Source organism: Streptomyces sp. NPDC050121, assembly GCF_044460385.1.
In the GTDB taxonomy this organism is placed as follows: Bacteria; Actinomycetota; Actinomycetes; order Streptomycetales; family Streptomycetaceae; genus Streptomyces; species Streptomyces soliscabiei.
This window is the reverse complement of sequence record NZ_JBITJV010000003.1, coordinates 327,173-347,435: the sequence shown is the minus strand read 5'-3', so window position 1 is coordinate 347,435 and position 20,263 is coordinate 327,173. Positions and strand designations below refer to the sequence as shown.

Annotated in this window: 16 protein-coding genes and 1 pseudogene; 3 read left to right on the top strand and 14 right to left on the bottom strand. The window is 71.1% G+C overall.

Going from position 1 to position 20,263, the window contains the following annotated elements:
* Positions 1 to 58: 58 nt before the first annotated feature.
* A complete protein-coding gene (locus ACIBTS_RS06340) occupies positions 59 to 1,228 on the bottom strand; it encodes a helix-turn-helix domain-containing protein (protein WP_399316977.1) in 1,170 nt (389 codons plus the stop codon).
* 153 nt (positions 1,229 to 1,381) lie between these two features.
* Here ACIBTS_RS06340 and ACIBTS_RS06335 point away from each other — a divergent pair, with 153 nt between their 5' ends.
* On the top strand, positions 1,382 to 1,618 hold the full coding sequence (locus ACIBTS_RS06335; protein ID WP_399316976.1) for a hypothetical protein: 237 nt from the start codon (positions 1,382 to 1,384) through the stop codon (positions 1,616 to 1,618).
* A 41-nt stretch (positions 1,619 to 1,659) separates the two neighbouring features.
* Complete coding sequence (locus ACIBTS_RS06330) at positions 1,660 to 1,818, top strand: hypothetical protein (RefSeq protein ID WP_399316974.1); 159 nt, start codon at positions 1,660 to 1,662, stop codon at positions 1,816 to 1,818.
* A gap of 129 nt (positions 1,819 to 1,947) precedes the next feature.
* On the opposite strand, the gene ACIBTS_RS06325 is transcribed toward ACIBTS_RS06330, so the two are convergent.
* The 13 genes and pseudogenes from ACIBTS_RS06325 to ACIBTS_RS06265 all read right to left on the bottom strand — a co-directional run.
* Positions 1,948 to 4,917, bottom strand: a complete 2,970-nt coding sequence (locus tag ACIBTS_RS06325; RefSeq protein WP_399316972.1) for an aminotransferase — start codon at positions 4,915 to 4,917, stop codon at positions 1,948 to 1,950.
* Positions 4,918 to 4,968: 51 nt separating this feature from the next.
* Positions 4,969 to 5,409, bottom strand: a complete 441-nt coding sequence (locus ACIBTS_RS06320; RefSeq protein WP_399316971.1) for an Lrp/AsnC family transcriptional regulator — start codon at positions 5,407 to 5,409, stop codon at positions 4,969 to 4,971.
* Positions 5,410 to 5,556: 147 nt separating this feature from the next.
* Positions 5,557 to 6,168: a TetR/AcrR family transcriptional regulator gene (locus ACIBTS_RS06315; RefSeq protein WP_399316969.1), complete on the bottom strand. Its 612-nt coding sequence runs from the start codon at positions 6,166 to 6,168 to the stop codon at positions 5,557 to 5,559.
* Positions 6,169 to 6,281: 113 nt separating this feature from the next.
* On the bottom strand, positions 6,282 to 7,361 hold the full coding sequence (locus ACIBTS_RS06310; RefSeq protein WP_399316968.1) for an agmatine/peptidylarginine deiminase: 1,080 nt from the start codon (positions 7,359 to 7,361) through the stop codon (positions 6,282 to 6,284).
* 25 nt (positions 7,362 to 7,386) lie between these two features.
* A complete protein-coding gene (locus tag ACIBTS_RS06305) occupies positions 7,387 to 9,096 on the bottom strand; it encodes an urease subunit alpha (RefSeq protein ID WP_399316966.1) in 1,710 nt (569 codons plus the stop codon).
* Positions 9,093 to 9,797: an urease subunit gamma gene (ureA, locus tag ACIBTS_RS06300; RefSeq protein ID WP_399316965.1), complete on the bottom strand. Its 705-nt coding sequence runs from the start codon at positions 9,795 to 9,797 to the stop codon at positions 9,093 to 9,095. The genes ACIBTS_RS06305 and ureA overlap by 4 nt, the downstream gene beginning before the upstream one ends.
* Positions 9,798 to 9,979: 182 nt before the next feature.
* On the bottom strand, positions 9,980 to 10,810 hold the full coding sequence (locus tag ACIBTS_RS06295; protein WP_399316963.1) for an ABC transporter ATP-binding protein: 831 nt from the start codon (positions 10,808 to 10,810) through the stop codon (positions 9,980 to 9,982).
* Entirely contained in the window at positions 10,810 to 12,651 is a 1,842-nt protein-coding gene (locus tag ACIBTS_RS06290) for an ATP-binding cassette domain-containing protein (RefSeq protein ID WP_399316961.1), read from the bottom strand. Before ACIBTS_RS06290 ends, ACIBTS_RS06295 begins: the two co-directional genes overlap by 1 nt.
* Positions 12,641 to 13,672: an ABC transporter permease gene (locus ACIBTS_RS06285; RefSeq protein ID WP_399316959.1), complete on the bottom strand. Its 1,032-nt coding sequence runs from the start codon at positions 13,670 to 13,672 to the stop codon at positions 12,641 to 12,643. Before ACIBTS_RS06285 ends, ACIBTS_RS06290 begins: the two co-directional genes overlap by 11 nt.
* The gene (locus tag ACIBTS_RS06280; protein WP_399316958.1) at positions 13,669 to 15,099 is read right to left on the bottom strand and encodes an amidase; all 1,431 of its coding nucleotides are present in this window, start codon (positions 15,097 to 15,099) and stop codon (positions 13,669 to 13,671) included. Before ACIBTS_RS06280 ends, ACIBTS_RS06285 begins: the two co-directional genes overlap by 4 nt.
* A 156-nt stretch (positions 15,100 to 15,255) precedes the next feature.
* Positions 15,256 to 16,836, bottom strand: coding sequence for an ABC transporter substrate-binding protein (locus ACIBTS_RS06275; RefSeq protein WP_399316956.1), 1,581 nt, complete (start codon positions 16,834 to 16,836; stop codon positions 15,256 to 15,258).
* Positions 16,837 to 17,104: 268 nt separating this feature from the next.
* Positions 17,105 to 17,788, bottom strand: a complete 684-nt coding sequence (locus ACIBTS_RS06270) for a TetR/AcrR family transcriptional regulator (protein WP_399316955.1) — start codon at positions 17,786 to 17,788, stop codon at positions 17,105 to 17,107.
* Positions 17,789 to 17,999: 211 nt separating this feature from the next.
* Positions 18,000 to 18,296 (bottom strand): annotated as a pseudogene (locus tag ACIBTS_RS06265) (C4-dicarboxylate transporter DctA); the annotation flags it as partial.
* A gap of 492 nt (positions 18,297 to 18,788) precedes the next feature.
* Here ACIBTS_RS06265 and ACIBTS_RS06260 point away from each other — a divergent pair.
* Positions 18,789 to 20,222: a glycoside hydrolase family 43 protein gene (locus tag ACIBTS_RS06260; protein WP_399316954.1), complete on the top strand. Its 1,434-nt coding sequence runs from the start codon at positions 18,789 to 18,791 to the stop codon at positions 20,220 to 20,222.
* The last annotated feature ends 41 nt before the right edge of the window (positions 20,223 to 20,263 follow it).

Below are 20,263 nucleotides of genomic sequence, written 5' to 3'. Positions count from 1 at the left end.
GTGGTCTAAAAACAGTGATCTTCTGAGCCTAGCTGGAGCGCGCGCCTTGGCTGGCCGATCAGAAGGGCACACCCGCGCGCTTGGCCAGCCGTGTCAGCCTCGGGTTGCTCCGGCGGTGCAGTGAGGTCAGTACGCGCATGAGCTCCTGGCTCGTCGGGTGGACGCGGGCCATCTCGGGAGCGACGTTCCACGCTTCTTCGAGCGATTCAAGGGCAGCGTCCCGGTCGCCCAGGGCGAGCTGAGACCGGCTGATGTTCATGTGCAACGGCCCGACCCTCGTCGCCGGAAGCGTCAGGCCACCCCGGACCAGGTCGTCGGCCGTGTCCAGCGCGCGACGGTGGTCCTCCAGATCGGACGTCGTGGAGATCACGTGCACCGCCGTGTTCTCCGGCCCGAAGTGGATTCCGTGATCCTCGATGTCCTCGGCGAACTCGTCGGCCACCCGCCATGCGGCGTCGATGTGCTGCTGGACCGTCCGCTTGTCCTTGAGGCGACCGGCCAGCGTCAGGCCGCGCAGGTGCAGGATGCCCAGGCCGTATGCCCGGTCGTGGCCCTCGAGCATCGACTCGGCCTCGACGATCGCCCGATCGACGATGGCCAGTCCTCCCGCGAAGTCACCCGAGTTGAGGAAGGCTCCGGCCTCGTCGCGAGCTGCCACCGTGGCGGCGATCGGGTGGGCACGCTCGGCCGCCAACCGCTGCTTCATCACGGCCAATTCGGCGAGGTGCATCCAGCGGTGCCGGGCGGCCAGCCAGTAGACCACCGAGTACACGTCCGCGACGCGGGTCCAGGCGTCCGGCGACTGCGTGGCGTGCGCGTAGCCGGTCGACCTCGTCAGCACCCCGGGCAGCTTCTGAAGAACGGCCCCCAGTTCGGTGCGGTAGCGGTGCTCGTTCAGCGCCGCCAGTTCGCGTGGCAGGTCCTCGGGGTGGAGCGGCGGGGCGTCCGGGATGTCGAATCGCCGGATGGCGTAGTTGAGCGCGGCCAGGCTGGCTTCATCCGTCTTGGCGACGGGTTCCGTGCCCAGCAGCTCATCGAGCGTGAGCCCCATGGCCTGCGCGAGAGAGGCCGCGATGCCCTGCGTGAGAGCGCGATCACCGATCTCGATCTTGCTGAGGAGTGAAACCGACACACCCGCCCGCCGGGCAAGGGCGACCTGGCTGATGCCACGTGCCTTGCGGCAGACGGCCACGTTCGTACCAGGTCCGGGAATCTTGATCGCGCTCATACTGTGCGTCTTCCCCGCTCGACGTCCGTTGTGTCCCATCGTCTCACTCCGCCCCTCCAGCACCCGGCCCTTGTGCAAGAGCTGTGCAAGTTGGCTTCCCTCGGCGGCAGTTGTCTTGGGTAACACACGTATGCCCAGCTGGGACGAGGGAGCATGACACAGATCGAGAACCCCGCAACAATGCTCAGTCACGGCGAGTTGCCTTATCCGCAGGGCACGCTCGTCGAAGACAAGGTCTCGGGACGCACCGGTGAACTCCAGGACGTGATCGAGGAACGCCTGAAGGACACCGGAAGGGTCATCAGCCGGACCGCGTACATCCGCCCCAAAGGGGGTGGCATCGAATGGGACGCCCCTTTGAAGCACGTCCACCCCGCAGAGCTCGACTGAACGTCCCGACGAAACGCGCGGCCCTCATCACCCCCGGTGACGTGATCGGTTACGAGGGCGTGTGGCGCACGGTCAGAACGGCGAACACCGACCGGGGACCCATGGGCGGGCTGGCCATCGTGGTCACATGGGAGGAGGGCGGCACCGCCCGCTTCCCCGCAGGCGACGAACTCCTATACGGAGTCCCGGACTCCGGCTGATACGGCCTTTCCCGGTGAGCGGTGCACGTGGGCACGTCGCCGGCCGCAGAGACTTTGGACATTGACTTGCTCCTCGCCCTTCAGCCCGAGGAGCAAGTCAAGAACGCGAACCCGCCCGCCGGCGCGGCGTCAGCGGGAGTGGCCGAGCTGGGTGAGGGCCAGGTCGAGCATGTCGGTGAAGAAGTCGGCCGCGGCGGTGTCGATGCACAGCGGTGGTTTGATCTTGAGGATGTTGAGGTGGTCCCCGGTGGGCTGGACGATCACTCCGAGGTCGAGCATGCGGTCGCAGAGTTCGGCGGTCTCCTGTGTGGCGGGTTCCAGGCCGGCGCGGTCCCGGACGAGTTCGAGGCCGAGGTAGAGGCCCGAGCCGTGGACGGCGCCGATGATGCCGTAGCGGTCGGCCAGTGCCTCGAGCCGGCTTTTCAGATGGCCGCCGACGCGCGCCGCGTTGCCCTGGAGGTCCTCGTCGCGCAGGGTGTCCAGGACGGTGAGGCCCACGATGCTGGAGACGGGGCTGCCGCCGGTGGAGGAGAAGAAGTAGCCCTGGTCGCGGTACCGGTCCGCGACCGCCCTGGACGTGATGACGGCGCCGAGGGGGTGTCCGTTGCCCATGGCCTTGGCGACACAGACGATGTCGGGGACGACCTGCTGCTGCTCGAAGCCCCAGAACCAGTGTCCCAGGCGGCCGTATCCGACCTGGACCTCGTCGGCGACGGCCAGGCCGCCGTGACGTCGTACCGCCGCGTACACCTGGGCGAGATAGCCGTCGGGAAGGGCGACTCCTCCGGCGTTGCCGTAGAAGGTCTCGCCGATGAACGCTCCCGCCGGGCGGCCGGCAGCGGCCAGTTCGTCGATCACCGCGACGGCCTCGGGTGCGTAGCGCACGGCATCCGCTCCGCGGTGGCGGCCGCGGTAGGAGTTGGGCGAGTCCACGGTGTGCACCCAGCTCGGGCGGGTGGCCAGGGCGTTCGGGTTGTCCTGGAGCGAGGTGGAGACCGCGTCGGAGGCGTACGTCCAGCCGTGGTACGCCTCGCGCAGCGCGACGACGTCGGACCGGCCGGAGGCTCCGATGGCCAGGCGAAGACCCAGATCCACCGCTTCCGAACCGGAGTTGACGAGGAACACCGTGTCCAGCGGGTCGGGGAGAAGGGCGGCCAGGCGCTCGGTGAACTCCACCACGGAGGCGTAGTGGAAGCGCGAGTTGGTGTTGAGCCGTCGCAACTGCCGGGAGACGGCCCGCTCGACGCGGGGGTGGGCGTGGCCCAGTGGGGTGACGTTGTTGACGATGTCGAGGTACGACCGGCCGTCGGTGGACAGCAGATGGTGGCGCCAACCGCGTTCGATACGCGGCGGGTTGGCGTAGTAGTGCTCCTGCACGGTGGCGAACGCGGCGTCACGCCGGTCGAGCAGGTCCCTGTCGCGCGTACGGCCGGAGTCGGCCGGGAGGCCGAGGAGCGGGGCGGGGTCGGCGGTGAGCGCGAGCCAGCCGGCGGCGTACTCCGGACGGACCAGGCGCGGGGCGGCGGGGCCGTCGGCGTCGCGCAGCGCGACGTGGACCGAGGCGCCGGGGCCGAGATGGGTGATGTCCTCGCCCGCCCGCACCGTCGCACCGGTGGTGACCAGGGGCTGGACCGTGCGGGGGAAGGTCAGCGACAGTGTCTGCGCGCCGTAGGTGAGTTCCACGTGGCCCGGCGTCGCGGCGAGGACCTTCCCCGCGGCGGGCGCCTGCACCACGGCGTCCCGGCCGAGCCAGAGGTCGAGTCCGGTGGGCACGGTGGCGCTGGACAGCGCCGACAGCGCCGGTGTCCGGGTGAGTCGCGCCTGGGCGTACCGGGTGGCGACGGCGGCCGCTCCGTCCGCGAACGCGGAGGTCACCAGCCGGGCCTCGGTGCCGGCGTCGGTCCAGGCTCCGTGGTCCATGGAATCGGCGTCGGTGGACAGGTCGAGGACGGTGATGTCGGCGGCGGAGAGGTCCCGCAGGAGAGGGCGCACCGGCGCACCGGCCTGCGCGGTCCTGGCAGGCACGTCGGCCGTGCCGGTCGCGTCCCTGATGAGGCGGGTCATCACCGGCAGGGGCAGGCGGGTGGCCTGTTCGAAGATGCGCCATTCGCGGTCGAGCGCGGCCTTGGCGTAGGCGTTGTCCTCGTCGACGGCGGCCTGGTGCCGCCCGCTGGCCGCCAGGACGGCGGCGCGCAGGACCACGAGCGGCCACACCGCCTCGGCTTCCTCGGGGCAGAGCGGCCGAACGGCGTGGAAGGCGCGGACGGCCGGCAGCACATGGTGGGGCTCCATACCGTCGTGGTGGAGTATCGAGGACAGTGACACGGCGAGTTCGCCGACCGCCCAGCTCGTGGTCACGTCACCGAAGTCGATGACCCCGTCCGGCATGGGCGGACGGCTGTCGGGACGGCGGATCAGATTGTCGTCGGTGAGGTCCAGGTGCACGGCCTGCGACGGCAGCGTGGCGGCGAGCTCGTGGACCTGTGCCCAGGCCTCGGCGGTCGCGGTCCGGACGGCGGTGCGCCGGTCGGGTTCGTCGATGTGCCCGGCGAGCTTGGCGACGACGCGATCGGCGTGCCGCGGGTCCCACTGGAGCACGCGGTCGAGGCCCGGGTGCCGGAAGTCGCGCAGGGCGGTGCTGACCTTTCCGGCGATCGTGCCCATGCCGGCCACGGCGCCGGGGGAAAGGTGCCGTGGTCCCGAGAGGGTGCCTCCGGGCAAGTGGCGCAGCAGGCGCGCGACGGCCGGGCCGTTGTCGGTGTCCACCGTCGTGCGCCGCGGGGAGCCGTCGGGGCGGCGCAGGACCGTGGCGATGCGCAGTTCCGGGCGGGCCGAGGCGATCAGGTCGGCTGCCGCGTCCTGGGCTTCGATCTCCACCGTGCCGAAGGCGGGGTTGGCGATCTTCAGAATCGCCGTGGGCGTCCCGTCGTCGGCGTGCAGCAGGAAGTTGGCGTCCTGCTGGCTGCCCAGCGCCTGCGCGCGAGCGGTGATGCCGAGGTGTTCGGCAGCGATGAGCTCGGCCTCTTCCGGCGCCAAGCGGGGTACGGGAAGGGCGTCCTCGGTGAAGAAGTCGATCGTGCGGTACTCGTCGGGCAGCATGTGGGTTCCCTCGGCTGGTGCGGGCGAACAGGGCTCGGACGCTCGAATGCCTCAGTCGACGTGCCACAGGAAGCGGTGGGTGTGAATCGCGAAGTAGGGGAAGCTCTCCACGGACGCGACACCCTCGACGGGCCGCACGACGTCGTTGACGAAGTCCAGAAGATCCCGGGGCTGAGCGCACACCACCTCGGCGAACAGGTCGAAGCCGCCGGCCGTCAGGACCGTGTACACGACTTCGTCGTGCCGGGAGAGTTCCTCGGCGACCGCCCTGGGATCGCCGTCGATGCGCAGGCCCAGGAGTGCCATCGTCTGCCGGCCCATGGTCATCGGGTCGGTCACTCCGACGACCTGGACCGCCTTGGTGTCGATCAGCCGCTGCAGCCGGAGCCTCGCGGCCGAGGGCGACAACCCCACCTTCGGACCCAGATCGGCGTAAGGGATCCGGCCGTCGACCTGCAGCTCCCGCAGGATGGCCCGGTCGATGTCGTCCATCCGACACCTCTCTCTCCTGCGTAAACGGCAGGCATTGCGCTTGTTCGAGCACAATGCCGGATCCATACGCTCGATTCAAGTGTGATGACGATTGAATCGAGCGAATCGTCGGCTCCTACGAGGCAGACGCACGGCGCGCCACAGGACTCAGGAGGCCGCGAGGAGGCTGTCGTCCAGGAACTCCCCTACGTGGCGCAGGACGTGCACCCGGTCCGTGCCCCGCAGTCCGATCGCCACATGGATGGAGAACCCGTCGAGCAGCGCCCGCAGCCGGGCGGCGAAACGGTCCGGGTCGACCGGCCGGAACTCGCCCCTCGACACCCCCTCCGCCAGCAGTGCCACCAGGTCGCGGTGCCAGGCGCCCTCGATCGCGGCCTGGCGGTCGCGGGCCGCGTCGTCGGCGTTCTGCGAGCGGTTCCAGACCTCCAGCCACAGCGTCCAGTGCGGGTCCCGGTGGCCGTCGGGCACGTACAGGTCGACGTACGCGTCAAGCCGCTCACGGGCGGACGTGGTGCGGGTCAGCAGCCGGCCGCGCTCGACGCCGAGCCGGCCCTCGCTCCACTCCAGGGCCTGGAGCAGTAGTTCGTCCTTGGAGCGGAAGTAGTAGAGGAGATGGCCGCTGCTCATCCCGACCTCACGGCCGAGCGCCGCCATGGTGAGCTTCTCCAGACCGCACTCGGCGATCATGTTCATGGCGGCGGCGAGCACGTCCTCGCGGGGCGGAGCGGGGGTGCGGCGGCGGGCTCCCGGGGCGGTCATGCCGCACGCCCCGGCGCACCGCAGCCGCCGGTCTCGGGCAGGAGCCGCGGCCGCAGCGGCCGGGTCAGCCGTGTTCCGCGGGTGACGCGGGTCAGCACATTCACCCGTAAGTTCTACCTGACCACGGCCCTGGGCTGCTGCTGCGTGATGCAGTGGATGCCGCCGCCGCCCGCGAAGATCGCCCGCGCGTCCACCAGTGTCACCGTGCGCCGCGGGAACAACCGGCGGAAGATGCCGGCCGCGAGTTCGTCCCGGGGGTCGTCGAAGCCGCACAGGAGGACGCCGCCGTTGCAGAGATAGTGGTTGATGTAGGAGTAGTCGGCCCAGCGGCCGTCGGCCTCCAGGACGGTCGGGGCGGGCACCTCGACGACCTCCAGGCGGCGGCCGCGCGCGTCGGTCTGCGCCTTCAGCAGACCGACGATCTCCCGTGTCACCTCGTGGTCGGGGTGGGCCGGGTCCGGCTGCACATGGGCCACGACCACACCGGGACGGGCGAACGCGGCGACGATGTCCACATGGCCGAGGGTGCCGAAGCCGTTGGGGGTCCCCCCACGCCTTTCGGGCAGTGGGGGAGGGTAGTCGCCGGTGAGGCCGCGCGGCAGCCAGATCGCCTTGCGGGTGCCGAGGTGGGCGTGGATCTCGGCCTCCACCTGCTCGCGGGTCCAGTGCGGGTTGCGTTCCGGCCCGAGCTGGACCGTCTCCGTCAGCAGGACCGTGCCCTCGCCGTCGACGTGGATGGCGCCGCCTTCGTTGACGAGCTCCGAGGTGTACGTCTTCGCCGAGCCCGCGAGGCCGCCAACGTACCCGGCGATCTTCGCGTCGTGCTCCCAGCGCGCCCAGTCCTGGGCGCCCCAGCCGTTGAACGTCCAGTCCACGGCGGCGAGTTCACCGGCGTCGTTGGTGAGGAACGTGGGCCCGATGTCGCGCATCCAGGCGTCGTCGAGGTCCCGCTCGACCGTGTCGACGCCGTGCCCGAGCAGAGCGCGCGCCTCGGCCGACTGTCCGGGGCCGCACACCATCGTCACCGGCTCGAAGCGGCGCACCGCGCGGGCGACCGAGGCCCAGGCGACGCGCGCGGCGGCGAGGTCCTCGGGATCGTCGAAGGTCGGGTTCGGGCCCGGCCACGCCATCCAGGTGCGCTCGTGCGGGGCCCACTCGGCGGGCATGCGGAAGCCGTCGGCGGCAGCGAACATGAGTGATCCTCACAGGCTGTGACATTCAGAGGAAATACAGGCGGTTGAGGGAGACGGACTCGGCCGGTTCGGAGCGCAGCGGCTCTCCGTCGAGCGTGACCAGCCCCGTGCGCTGGTCCACATCGACCGCTCCGGTACGGGAGTTGAGGCGCAGGTCGGCCGGCCCGATGCCGCGTGTGCCCCGTACGGCGACCCTGCGGCGCCGGGTCGGCATCGAGTCGTCGGCCTGGTCGAGGGCCGCCCGGGCGACGAAGGCGACCGAGATGTCGGCGGGCGTGGCGCCGTGGGCTCCGAACTGCGGGCCGAGGACGAGGGGTTCGCAGGTGTCGGTGGCGGCGCCCGGGTCACCGACCACTCCGTACGCGGGGAAGCCGGCCTTGAGCACCAGTTGCGGCTTGGCGCCGAAGTACTCCGGCCGCCACAGCACGATGTCGGCGAGCTTGCCGGCCTCGATCGATCCCACCTCGTGGGCGAGGCCGTGCGCGATGGCCGGGTTGATCGTCAGCTTGGCCAGGTAGCGCAGGACGCGCTCGTTGTCGTGGTCGTCGGGTGCGCCGAACTGGGCCTTCATCTTCCCGGCCATCGCGAACGTACGGCGGACGGTCTCGCCGGCCCGCCCCATCCCCTGCGCGTCCGACGACGTGATGCCGATCGCGCCCAGGTCGTGCAGCACGTCCTCGGCGCCCATGGTCCCGGCGCGGATGCGGTCGCGGGCCATGGCGGCGTCGCCGGGCAGGTCGGTCTTCAGACCGTGGACGGAGACGATCATGTCGTAGTGCTCGGCGACGGCGTCCCGGCCGAAGGGGAGGGTGGGGTTGGTGGAGGAGCCGATGACGTTCGGGACGCCGGCCATCTTCAGCACGTTCGGGACGTGTCCGCCGCCGCAGCCCTCGATGTGGAAGGCGTGGATGGTCCGCCCCTCCAGCACGCGCAGGGTGTCCTCGACCGACAGGCATTCGTTCAACCCGTCGCTGTGCAGGGCCACTTGGACGTCGTGTTCCTCGGCGACACGCAAGGCGGTGTCCAGGGCGCGCGTGTGGGCGCCCATGTCCTCGTGCACCTTGAAGCCGCACGCGCCGCCCTCGGCGAGGGCCTCCACCAAGGGCGCCGAGGAGGAGGACGAACCGCGCCCGAGGAAGCCGATGTTGACCGGCCAGGCGTCGAAGGCGTTGAACGCGTGCCGCAGCGCCCACGGCGAGTTGACCCCGACGCCCCACACGGGCCCGAACTCCTGCCCGATGATCGTGGTGACGCCGGAGGCGAGCGAGGCTTCCATGATCCGCGGCGACAGCAGGTGGACGTGGGGGTCGACGGCTCCGGCGGTCGCGATGAGCCCCTCGCCGGACACGATCGAGGTCCCGGTGCCCACGACGACGTCGACCCCGTCGAGGGTGTCGGGGTTTCCGGCCCGCCCGACCGAGCAGATCCGGCCTTCCCTGATGCCGATGGAGACCTTGCGGATCCCCAGCACCGCGTCGATCACGACGACGTTGCTGACGACCACGTCACAGGTCTCCCGGACGGCGGCCGCCTTGAGGTGCAGTCCGTCCCGGGCGGTCTTGCCGAACCCGGCGAGGAACTCGTCGCCGTAGCGCTGGGAGTCGGACTCCACGCGGATCGTCAGGCCGGAGTCGCCCAGCCGGATCCGGTCGCCCGCGCGCGGGCCGTGGGTGGCGGCGTACTCGTACGGGCTGAGGCGGCGGGCCGCTGCGGGGTGGCCGCCTGGACGGCTCATCGCTCGACCTCCTGATCAGGTGTTTCCGGTACGCCGAGGTAGCCGCAGGCGGCGGCGCGGCGCAGGGCCTCCTCGCGGGCGCCGGGCGCGTCCAGTGCCCCGTCGACCAGACCGGCGAACCCGATGGCGATCCGGTCGCCCCCGATGGGCACCAGCCCGGCCTCCAGGCTCTCCCCCGGCCCGAAGCGCACGGACGACCCGGCGGGTACGGCGAGCCGCATCCCGTAGGCCCTCTCCCGTGCGAAGTCGAGCCGCGGGTTGGCCTCGAAGAAGTGGAAGTGGGAGGTGACGGAGACCGGCACAGTGGCGGTGTTGGTGACCGTCAGCCGGACGGCCGCCTCGGGCTCGGCGTGCGGGGGACCCGGCAGCAGCGCGCCCGGGGCCCGCTCACCGAGACGCCCGCCGATCGGGTCGCTGACGACCGCGAGCCGCGAACCGTCGTCGAAGACCGCCTCGACATGCACCGCGGTGACGACGTCCGCGACCCCCGGCAGCACGTCGTCCGGGCCGAGCACGGATCTGGCGCGCTCGACGGCCTCCGTGAGCCGGGCGCCGTCGCGGGCGGCCTCGCAGACGGTGTCCGCGATCAGCGCGGTCGCCTCCGGCACGTTGAGCCGCAGACCGCGGGCGCGGCGGGCGCGGGCCAGCTCGGCGGCTCCGAAGAGCAGCAGCCGGTCCCGCTCCGTGGGAGTCAGTCTCATGCCGTGGACACCTCCTCACTTCGCTCATGTTAGAGCATCACTCTAAGCATGGAATGCCTGTATCAGAAGGGTTGGTTCAGTCACATCACTCCATCACATCGCACGTCGCTCTAATCGTCGCGGACGCCTCGGGCGGCCGATCGGGAAAGACCTGCCCGACGGGGAACGCACATCCGGTCCGTTCACGTCGTGGCGGGCTCGTCGTCGAGGCGGAACCTCGGGTCGCCCGGGACGGACGCGAGGAGTCGAGCGGTGTACGGGTGGTTCGGCTCGGCGAAGGTGGCTCCGGTCGGGCCGAGTTCGACGAGGTCCCCGTGCAGCAGGACCGCGACCGTGTCGCTGACGTGCCGGACGACGGCCAGGTCGTGCGAGATGAACAGCATCGTCAGCGAGAGCCGGCGGCGCAGATCGGCGAGCAGGTTGAGGATCTCGGCCTGGGTCGTCAGGTCGAGGGCCGAGGTGATCTCGTCGGCGATGACGAACCGGGGACGCGGTGCGAGGGCCCGTGCGATCGCCAGCCGCTGCCGTTGGCCGCCGGAGAACTCGTGCGGGTAGCGGTCCATGCTCTCCGGGTCGAGGCTCACCTGGCTGAGCAGTTCGGCGATCCGGGCCCGGGCCGGTGAGACCCTGGCCCGGACCGGATCGAGCGCCTCGGCGAGCGACTGCGCGACGGTGCGCCGCGGGTCGAACGAAGAGTACGGGTCCTGCGGGATCATCTGGACCGTCGCGGCCCCCGCCCGTCCGCGCGAGGTGCGCAGCGGGGCGCCGTCCACGAGGATCCGGCCGCCGGACGGCCTGTGGACGCCGACGAGTGTCCGCGCGAGCGTCGTCTTGCCCGACCCGGACTCCCCGACGAGTGCGAGGGTGCTGCCGCGGGGGATGTCGAACGAGATTCCCTTGAGCACCCTGCGGGCCGCGACGCCGTGGCCGAGTTCGACGGTGAGGTCCTCGACGCGCAGCAGCGGGGCGGCCGTCTGCGGGTCCGGTGTCGTGGCGGTGGCTGTGGCGGACATCAGCGGCTCCCTTCCGCGGCCTGGGGGCGGTCCGCGGTTTGGTCGGAAAGGTCGTCCGACGGCGCCCCGCTCGGCTGCGCCGCGTGCGCGTCGGCCGTCCACCGGACCGCGCTGAGGGTTCCCCCGGCCTCGACCGCGGCGGGCGTCGCCGCGAGCAACGCGCGGGTGTAGGGGTGGGTGACCGTCCCCCGGCGCAGGTCGGCGCCCGTCGTCCGGTCGACGACCCGGCCGCCGTGGAGCACCAGGACGGTGTCACAGAGCACGCCGACCACGCCGATGTCGTGCGAGATGAACAGCATCGCCGTGTCGTGCTCGCGGTTGATGCGCCGGAACTGCCGCAGCACCTCCGCCTGGACGGTGACGTCGAGGGCCGTCGTCGGCTCGTCGGCGATGAGCAGCCGCGGGTTCGTCGTCATCGCGGAGGCGATCGAGGCACGCTGGAGCATGCCGCCGCTCAGCTCGTGCGGATGCTGGCGCAGCCGCCGCTCCGGCTCGGTGACGTGGATGTCGGCCAGCGCGCGGACCATGTCCTGGGCGGCCCGGCGCCGGGGCGTCCGCAGATGCGTCCTGGCCACCTCGGTGAGCTGGGTGCCGAGCCGCAGCGCGGGGTTGAACGTGCCGATCGGGTCCTGGTAGACGATGCCGATCTCGGTCGCGAGGCGTCGCTGCGGCGGTGTTCCGAGCAGGTCGAGGTCGCCGAGGGCGAGGCGCGAGGCGTTCGCCCGCACGCCCTCGGGGAGCAGGCCCGCGACCGCCATGGCGATGGTGGACTTGCCCGAGCCCGACTCCCCGACGAGGCCGACGATCTGGCCGGCGCCGATGGTGAACGACACGTCGTCGACGAGTGTCCGATCGCCGGCCCGCACGGTCAGTCCGGCGACGGTCAGCAGGCCGTCCGGCTCCGTGCCGGCCGCTGCCCCCGCACCGCCCGACGCCTGCAGCGCCCGGGGCGCCTGTGCCGGGTCGGCCGGTCCCGCCGCGTCCGCCGTCCCGGTCGGTGCGGGCGCTGCGCCGCGGGTGCGCGGGTCGACGAGCGAGGCCACGCCGTCTCCGAGGAGCATGGCGCCGACACCGGTGACGATGAGCATGATCGACGGAGCGAGGACGACCGACGGCTGGGCGAAGATCGACGGCAGCGCCTCGTTGAGCAGCCGGCCCCAGTCGTACTGCGGGTTCTGCACCCCGAGGCCGACGAACGACAGGCTGCTGATGTCGAGCAGGGACAGGGTGAAGCTCGAACTGAGGAGCACCAGCAGCGGCCCGCTGATGTTCGGCAGGACATGCCGGCCGAGGATGCGCAGGCCGGGAACGCCGAGCAGGCGCGCGGTGAGGACGTAGTCCTTGTCCGCGACGGTCGCGGCGAGATTCGCCGTCAGCCGGGCGAACCCGGGGACGCCGGCGACGGCGATCGCGACGATCGCGGACCCCGTGCCCGGTCCGAGCACCGCCGCGATGACGAGGGCGAGGACGAGCGAGGGGAAGGCCACCGCCGAGTCGATGAGCCGCAGACAGGTCTCGCGCAGCCACCCGGGGGCCAGGTGGACCAGCGCGCCGATCGCGACGCCGACGACGAACGAGGCGGCGGTGGCGGCGGCGGCCATGAGCAGGGTGAGCCGGGTCGCGACGAGCGCCCGCGCGAGGACGTCACGGCCGAAGGCGTCGGTGCCGAGGAGATGCCCGGCGCCGGGCCCCAGGCGGGCGTCGTCGGTGAGGGTCTCGGCGGAACCGCTCAGCAGCAGCGGGGCGACGAGGGCCACGACGAGGAGCAGTCCGAGGAGCACGGCGCCGGACAGCAGCGACGGGTTGCGGAGCCGGCGGCGCGCGGTCGCTTCAGTGGCCACGACGACCTCCCTCGAGGGTGCGGGGGTCGACGATCCCGAGGACGACGTCGACGAGGAGGTTGACGAGCAGGGCGAGCATGCCGACGACGAGGATGATGCCCTGGATCACCGGATAGTCCTTGTAGATGATCGCCTGGACGACCTCGGTGCCGAGCCCCGGGTAGGTGAAGACGTTCTCCAGGATGATCGTCCCGCCGAGCAGGGACGTGAGGACGAGACCGCTCAGGGTGAGGACACTCGTCACGAGGTTGGGCAGCGCGTGGCGGAGGTGGAGACGCACGGATCCCAGGCGGTGGCCGCGGGCGGTCCTCATGTAGTCCTGGGCGAGCACGGAGGCCGTCTCCTGCCGGACGACCCGGGCGATGGCGAAGGCCGGGCCGATGCACAGCGCGGCGATCGGCAGGACGAGCGCGCTCGGTGTCGTGGCGCCGCCGGACGGCAGCAGCCCGAGGCTGATCGAGAACAGGACGATGAGGAGGGTCGCGACGACGTAGACCGGCGCCGACGCGAGGAGCCCGGCGACCGTGCCGAAGCCGACGCCGAGCCGGCGGCGGCGGCCGTCACGCGTGAGGACACCGACGGCCATGCCCAGCGGGACGGCGATGACCAGGGAGAGCAGGACGGCCGGGATGACGAGCTGGACGGTGTACGGCAACCGGGTCGTGACGATGTCCGCGACCGGGGTGTCGAACCGGAACGAGGTGCCGAGCCGCCCGGACACGATGTCGCCGAGGTAGTGGACGAACCGCGTCGCCATCGGCTCGTCGAGGCCCAGTCGTGCGCGTATCGCCGCGAGCGTGGCCGGGGACGAGCTGGTGCCGGCGATCGCGCGGGCCGGGTCCCCGGGCAGCAGGGGCACGATGAGGAACGTCACGAGGACGAGCAGCAGCATGGACATCAGCAGGCCGCCCGCCCGGCGGACCGCGAACCCGGCCCAGCCACCGCCCAGCCGCAGCCGGGGAACGCGCCGGACGGCCGCGGCCGGCAGCGGCCCGGTCGGGACCGCGGACGGGGCGCTCACAGCACCGCCCCCGCCAGCGCCGCGTCGTCGGGGTGCCGCTCGTACCAGCGGAACCGTGGTTCGAGCTGGGCGGACAGGCGCAGCAGCGTGGCCTCGTCGTAGGGTGCGCCGACGAGTTGCGCGCCGACCGGCAGTCCGTTCGCGGTCGTGTGGACGGGCAGCGAGATGGCGGGCAGCCCGGCGATGTTGACGAACGCGGTGAACGACACCATCCGGGTCTCGGTGGCCCGCGGGCCGTCCGGGTCGGAGTTCGCCTCGTCGTACACGGGGCCGACCGGTGGCGCCACGACCGCCGTGGTCGGGGTGAGGAGAACGTCGAAGTCCCTCCCCCACTGGGCGACCACCTCGCGTGACTCGGCCTGCAGGCGCGCCGCCGTCCGGGCGTAGTCGCCCGCGGTGACCTCCAGGGCGGTCTCCCGGCGGCGCCGGATGTAGGGGTCCACGGCATCGGGATCGTCGACTTCGATGGCGTAGGTGGAGGCACTGATGATCGTCCAGGTGAAGCCCATGATCGCCTCATAGGTGAACATCTTCGGGCGGGCCTCGACGACGTCGTGTCCCAGGTCGCGCAGTGCCTGCGCGGCCGTCAGCGCCGCCGTGCGGCACTCCTCGTCGACCGGCAGCCCGGTCGGCGCGTCGAGGAGCAGGCCGATCCGCAGCCGCCCTGGGTCGGCACCGATCTCCTCGATGTACGGGCGGCCCGGTTCGGGTGCGCTGTACCAGGCGAGCCGGTCGGCGCGGCCCATGACGTCGAGCATGAGGGCCGCGTCGCGCACGGTGCGGGTGATCGCGCCTTCGGTCGTCGAGTGCTCCCAGCCCCGGACGAACGCGGGCACGCGTCCCCGGCTGGGCTTGAGGCCCACCAGGCCGGTGACGGACGCCGGGACCCGGATCGATCCGCCGCCGTCGGAGGCGTGTGCCACGGGGGCGAGGCCGGCCGCGACGGCCGCCGACGCGCCGCCGCTCGACCCGCCGGAGGTGTGCGCCAGGTTCCACGGGTTGCGCGTCTTGCCGTGCCGGGCGTTCTCGGAGACGGTCAGCGCGCCGAACTCCGGCGAGTTCGTCCGGCCGAGGGGGATCGCGCCGGCGTCGAGGAGGAGCTGGACGTCGGGGTCCGTGACCGTCCGCGGGGTGTCCCGGATCGCCATTGAGGACATCGTGTTGGGTTGTCCCGCGAGGGAGTTGAGGTCCTTGATGGGGACGGGGACGCCGTGCAGCGGGCCGAGCGGATCGCCGCGCAGCACCGCCTGCTCGGCCCGGACGGCCGCCGCGCGCACGGCGTCGGCGTCGAGCCAGACGACGGCGTTGACGGCGGGGTTGATCCGCTCGATGCGGTCGAGGTAGGTCTCGGCCACCTCCACCGGGCTGACCTCTTTGGTGCGCACGAGGTCGGCGATCTGCTGGGCGGTGCTGAATGGGTCGATCACCAGGGGACTCCTGTCGGAACGGTGCGAGGGTCTCGGGGCGGGGCGCCGGAACAGGGCGGGGATTCTCCGTGCCGGACGGCCGGGTCCGGCCACGTGGGTCTGCGCCACGTGGATCTGCGCCGCGTGCGTCTCCGCCGCGTGCGGGCGGCCTGTCCGTCAGTCGGTGATGCGCAGGATGGGGTCGTCGAGCGAGCCGCCGAGCATCTGCGCGCTGAATCCCTTGCGCAGTGCGTAGATGAACGGGTCGTTGACCAGCGGCACCGCGTCCACCTGCGAGATCAGGGCTTTGGCGGCCGTCTGGTAGGCGGCGCAGCGGGCCTTGTCGGTCGTCGCCTCGGCGCCCTGGGCGAATGCCTTGTTCACGACGGGGTTCTTCACCGCGCCGAGGTTGCCGCCGCCTTCGGGGACGGTCGGACCCACGAAGTGGGCGAGCGGGTTGGCCACGCTGCCGAGGAAGTTGAGGTCGGCGAAGACCGTGAGGTCCCAGGCGTCGGGCTTGCCGAACACGGTCCCGACCCAGGCCCCGACGTCGACGTTGGAGAGGGTGACGTCCGCTCCCGCGGCCCGCAGCGCCTCCTGGATGTACTGGTTTCCGGCGCCGGCGGGCCCGACGACCTGGGGGCCGACGAGTCGGATCTTCTTGCCCTTGAGCACGTCGGCCGCCGCGGCCTTGTCCGTCGGTACGAGGAAGGAGGAGCCGGGGTCGTTGCAGGGGATGGCCTTCTGCACGAACATTGTCGACGGCTCACCCGTGTCCTTCGAGACGACCTTGGTGAAGGCGGCGCGGTCGACGGCCTGGGCGACCGCCCGGCGGGTGGCGACGTCCGCGAAGACGGTGCCGGGTCGTTCGTTGAAGAGCATGTAGAAGTCGGAGAACCGGCTGATGCTCACGCTGTGGCCGCCCACGTTGTCGAAGCGCGGGATGCCGGAGGCGTCGATCTTGCCGATGTCGAGCTGGCCGCTGGTCACGAGGTTGCCGGTCGCCGTCGGGTCGGGCGAGACCAGGTACTGCAGCGTCGTGGCGACCTTGCCGGGGATCTTCGTGCGCCAGGCCGGCCATGCCTTGTACTCCGGGCGAAGCGTGTAGGAGTACGAGACCCCGGACTGGGACTTCTGAAGAAGGTACGGGCCGGACTGGGAGCCCTTGGCCTTACCGGCGGCAAGGGCCTTGAGGTCCTTGAGTCCCGCCGGACAGACGATGCCCGTGCTCGCGACCGACAGACCGGTGACCATGTCGCCCCACGGTCTGGCGAGCGTGATCTTCACCGTGTGCGCCGCGTCGTCGGCGGTCACTTTCACCGTGTTGCCGGGGCCGAAGACCGTGGGGAGATCGGGCGCCGCCGTCTTCGGGTCGATGTAGCGGTCGAGGGAGCCCTTGACGACCGTCGGCGTGATCGGCGTCCCGTCGGCGCAGGTCGCGTCGGCGCGCAGGGTGAACGTGGCCGAGGTCGGCGTGTTCGTCCACTTGGTGGCGAGCCCGCCGACGAGCCCGCCGTCGTCCTTGCGCACGAGCGTGTCGTAACTGTCCCGGGCGAGCTGGTAGTCCGGCAGGGACAGAGCCTTGGCCGGGTCGAAGCCGGCCGGCACGTCGATCGTCGTGCGGATCTTCGTCGCCGTGGCGGCATCGCCGCCGCTCGGGTCTCCGGTCGTCGATCCCGTGGTGGTACAGCCGGCGAGTACGGCCGTCATGGCGACGGCAGCGGTCACCGGGACCGCGCGGGTACGGGTCTGGCGCATGGGTGCTCCTGGAGAGGGATGTCGCGCTCTGCGCAGGTCTCAAGGAATCGGGCTGGACGAGCGCGAGCAGTTCGGGGGGGGGAGGCGGTGCGCGCGGCGCTCGGTGGACGCCGCTGAGGCAGCGAGCCGTGGAGCACTTGGTGTGGAGAGGATGCAGCCAAGTGAACGACGTAGTCAATAGCGTTAACTATCTTTCCGCGTGCCACAGCTGCCGCCGGTTTCGGCCGCTGGAACGCTGCTGGACGGTGGCCGCGAGGACTGACGCGTGTCAGTCGCGCGGAAGCGTCGCCGCCTCCGCCTCGAGGGCCGCGAGGAGAATGTCCATCTGCCGGTGGAAGACGTCGGTCATGTCGATGCTGCGCAGGTGCTCCTTCGCCGCCTCGGCGAAGGGGTACGCGTCAGGATCCGCCGGCTGGTACTCCTGCACCCAGTTCACCTCGGCGCCGAACCGCTGGTTGACGAGCCGCCAGGCGTTGTTGCTCGCCATGGCGAGGATGAAGTTCGAGAACGCCTGGTAGTGCAGGACGGCCGCCCGGCCGCGCCAGCCGCCGCGGTGGAACGCTTCCAGGACGGCGTCGACGGCACGCAACTCGTGCGCGCCCCGGGTGACTCTCCCCATACAGAGCGCGGCAGCCGCCGGGTGGTCCAGCGCGGTGTTCCAGGCACGGATCGCCAGGTCCCGCAGTGACTCGGTCCACGACTCGTGCGGCTCGTACCCCTCGAGAGAGATCCTGTCGAGCTCGTCCGCGACGGCGACCATGAGGTGGTCGCGACTCGCGAAGTGCCGGTAGACCGCGGTCGCGGAGGAGGACAGCTCCTTGCCGAGTCGCTGGAAGGTCAGCGCGTCCGGCCCGTCCTCGTCGAGGATCCGCAGCGCGGTCGCCATGATGAGCCCCCGGGAAAGAGTTCCCCGCTGGAGCCGCTTCGCCGACCGGCCTCCGGCAACTGCCACGCGAACGCCTCCCTCGGACGGACGGCGAGCTCAGGCCGCCGCGGCCTGCGCCTTCTCACCGGCGACAAGGAAACCAGCCTAAGCGACCGGTGTTGAGCGGATCGCCCTGGGCCCGGTCACCGTCTCCACGTCCTTGAGGACCCGCGCCCCTCGCCGACACGAGAAGGGGCCGGTCCGCAGCGCACGCTCCGGACCGGCCGTGAGGGGTGTGTCAGTCGGCGGCGGGCACCGGCTCACGGTCCGCCCCTGTCGCCGCCTTCGGGTCGGCCTCCTCGACCGCCTCGGGTTTCGCGTCGGGCGTCGGTTCCGCCTGCGGTTCGGGGATGTGGTCGCCCTCGGGCGCGGCGGTGAACGACAGGTCGCCGCGGCGGACGGCCCTGGCGCCGAGGTCGATGCCGAGGAAGACCGAGCCCATGGTCAGGCAGCCGGCGGTGCCGTCGAGGTTGAAGGAGTACCCGGCGGGCAGCGTGATCCCGACGACGGACTTGGAGGCGCCCGCGTGCTGCAGACCGACGGCGCGCGCGTTGCCCATGGAGGCGATGCCGTGGACGACCGTACAGAAGATGACGGGCGCGATCATCACAGTGCGCCAGGAGTGAGCCCAGGGGATCCGCGTGGGCCGCTCCTCGGGCGGCGCCCCGCACCCTTCGTCCGTTCCGCGCTTTCCGTTATGGCCCGACGCACCAGCGCGTCTCCCGTGCGTACGACCCCGCACAAGACCCCGCATACGACCCCGCATACGACCCCATCCTGAGCACAGACCGAGGCAACGCGCCGCTCCTCTCGCCGCCTCCCTCTTGACACCGGCACTTACCCTCTTCTAACTTTTCGCCGAATTTACGAACAATGTGCGACATTTCGAACACGGTGCGTGCTCGCTGAAAGCTTTCGACTCACCTCCGCTCCCGCTCCCGCTCCCGCTCCGCGGGCGCGGACAAGGTCACGCGCCTGGCATTCCGCTTTCCCCGTCCCGGCACCCGCAGAAAGACAGGAAACGCACATGGCAAGGTTTCTCACCCGGGTCGCGGCGATATTGGTCGCCGTCGGCCTCTTCTTCACCTCGCAAACCCTGACCGCACCCCAGCGGGCAGCCGCCGCCGACCCCGGCTACCTGATGGTTCACTTCACCGGGGAAGGGTCGACCAACCAGCAGATGTACCTCTCGCACAGCACGGACGGCGTGCACTGGAGCGACCTCAACGGCGGTGGCATGGTCCTGCGCTCCACCGTCGGCACGAAGGGCGTGCGCGACCCCGCCTTCGTGAGATCCCCCGACGGCAGCAAGTACTGGATCATCGCGACCGACCTGTGCATCTCCTGCGGACAGACCTGGAGCCAGTCCATCAACGACGGCAGCCGCAACCTCGTGGTGTGGGAGTCCACCGACCTGGTCACCTGGTCCCAGCCGCGGCTGCTGAACGTCGCCGGCGCGATCCCCGACGGGCGCAACGCGTGGGCGCCGGAGGCGATCTGGGACCCGGCCAGCAACGACTACGTCCTGTACTGGGCGACGAACGTGCCCCTCAACGGCGCGACGAAGCACCGCATCTTCTACGCCCACACCAGCGACTTCCGCACCATCAGCACCCCGCAGATCTACATTGACCGCCCCGGCACCCAGGAGATCATCGACACCCAGATCATCGAGCTGCCCTCCGGAGTGGGCAACTACCGCTACGTGCGGGCCTCCGGGGACGGACAGATCACGCTCGAGGGCAGCAACTCGATCCTGGGGACCTGGACCAGACTCGGCGACCTCTCCGGCATCGGCCTGACCGGGTCGATGGTCGAGGGCCCGATGTGGATGAAGTTCAACGGCACCAACAAGTGGGCGCTCTACCTCGACCAGTACGCCACCGGTGGCGGCTACATGCCGGTCCTGACGACCGACCCGTCCAACCCCGCCGCCTACCAGAAGCAGACGTCGAGCAGCTACAACATGGGCGGCACCAAGAAGCGCCACGGCTGGATCATGAACCTGACGGCCGCCGAGGAGAGCCGTGTCCTCGCCCGCTGGCCCAACACCGCGGCCCAGCGACTGCAGTCGTTCAACTTCCAGGACCGCTACGTACGGCACACCAACTTCGACGTGCGCATCGACCCCAACGTCAGCCCCGTCGAAGACTCCCGGTTTCGGCTGCGGACCGGCCTGGCGGGCTCCGGCACCGTCTCCTTCGAGTCGGTGAACATGCCCGGATACTTCCTGCGCCACTCCAACTTCGACTTCCAGCTGGCCTACAACGACGGCAGCAGCCAGTTCGCCCAGGACGCGACCTTCCGGCAGGTGGCCGGGCTGGCCGACTCCACCTGGTCGTCGTTCCAGTCGATCAACTACCCCGACCGCTACATCCGCCACTACGCCTACGAGCTGCGGCTCGACCCGATCACCACCTCGACCGCGCGCAGCGACGCCACCTTCCGCGTGACGAGCTGACCCGACCGCGCCGCCGGCGCCCGGGAGGGCGCCAGCACGCG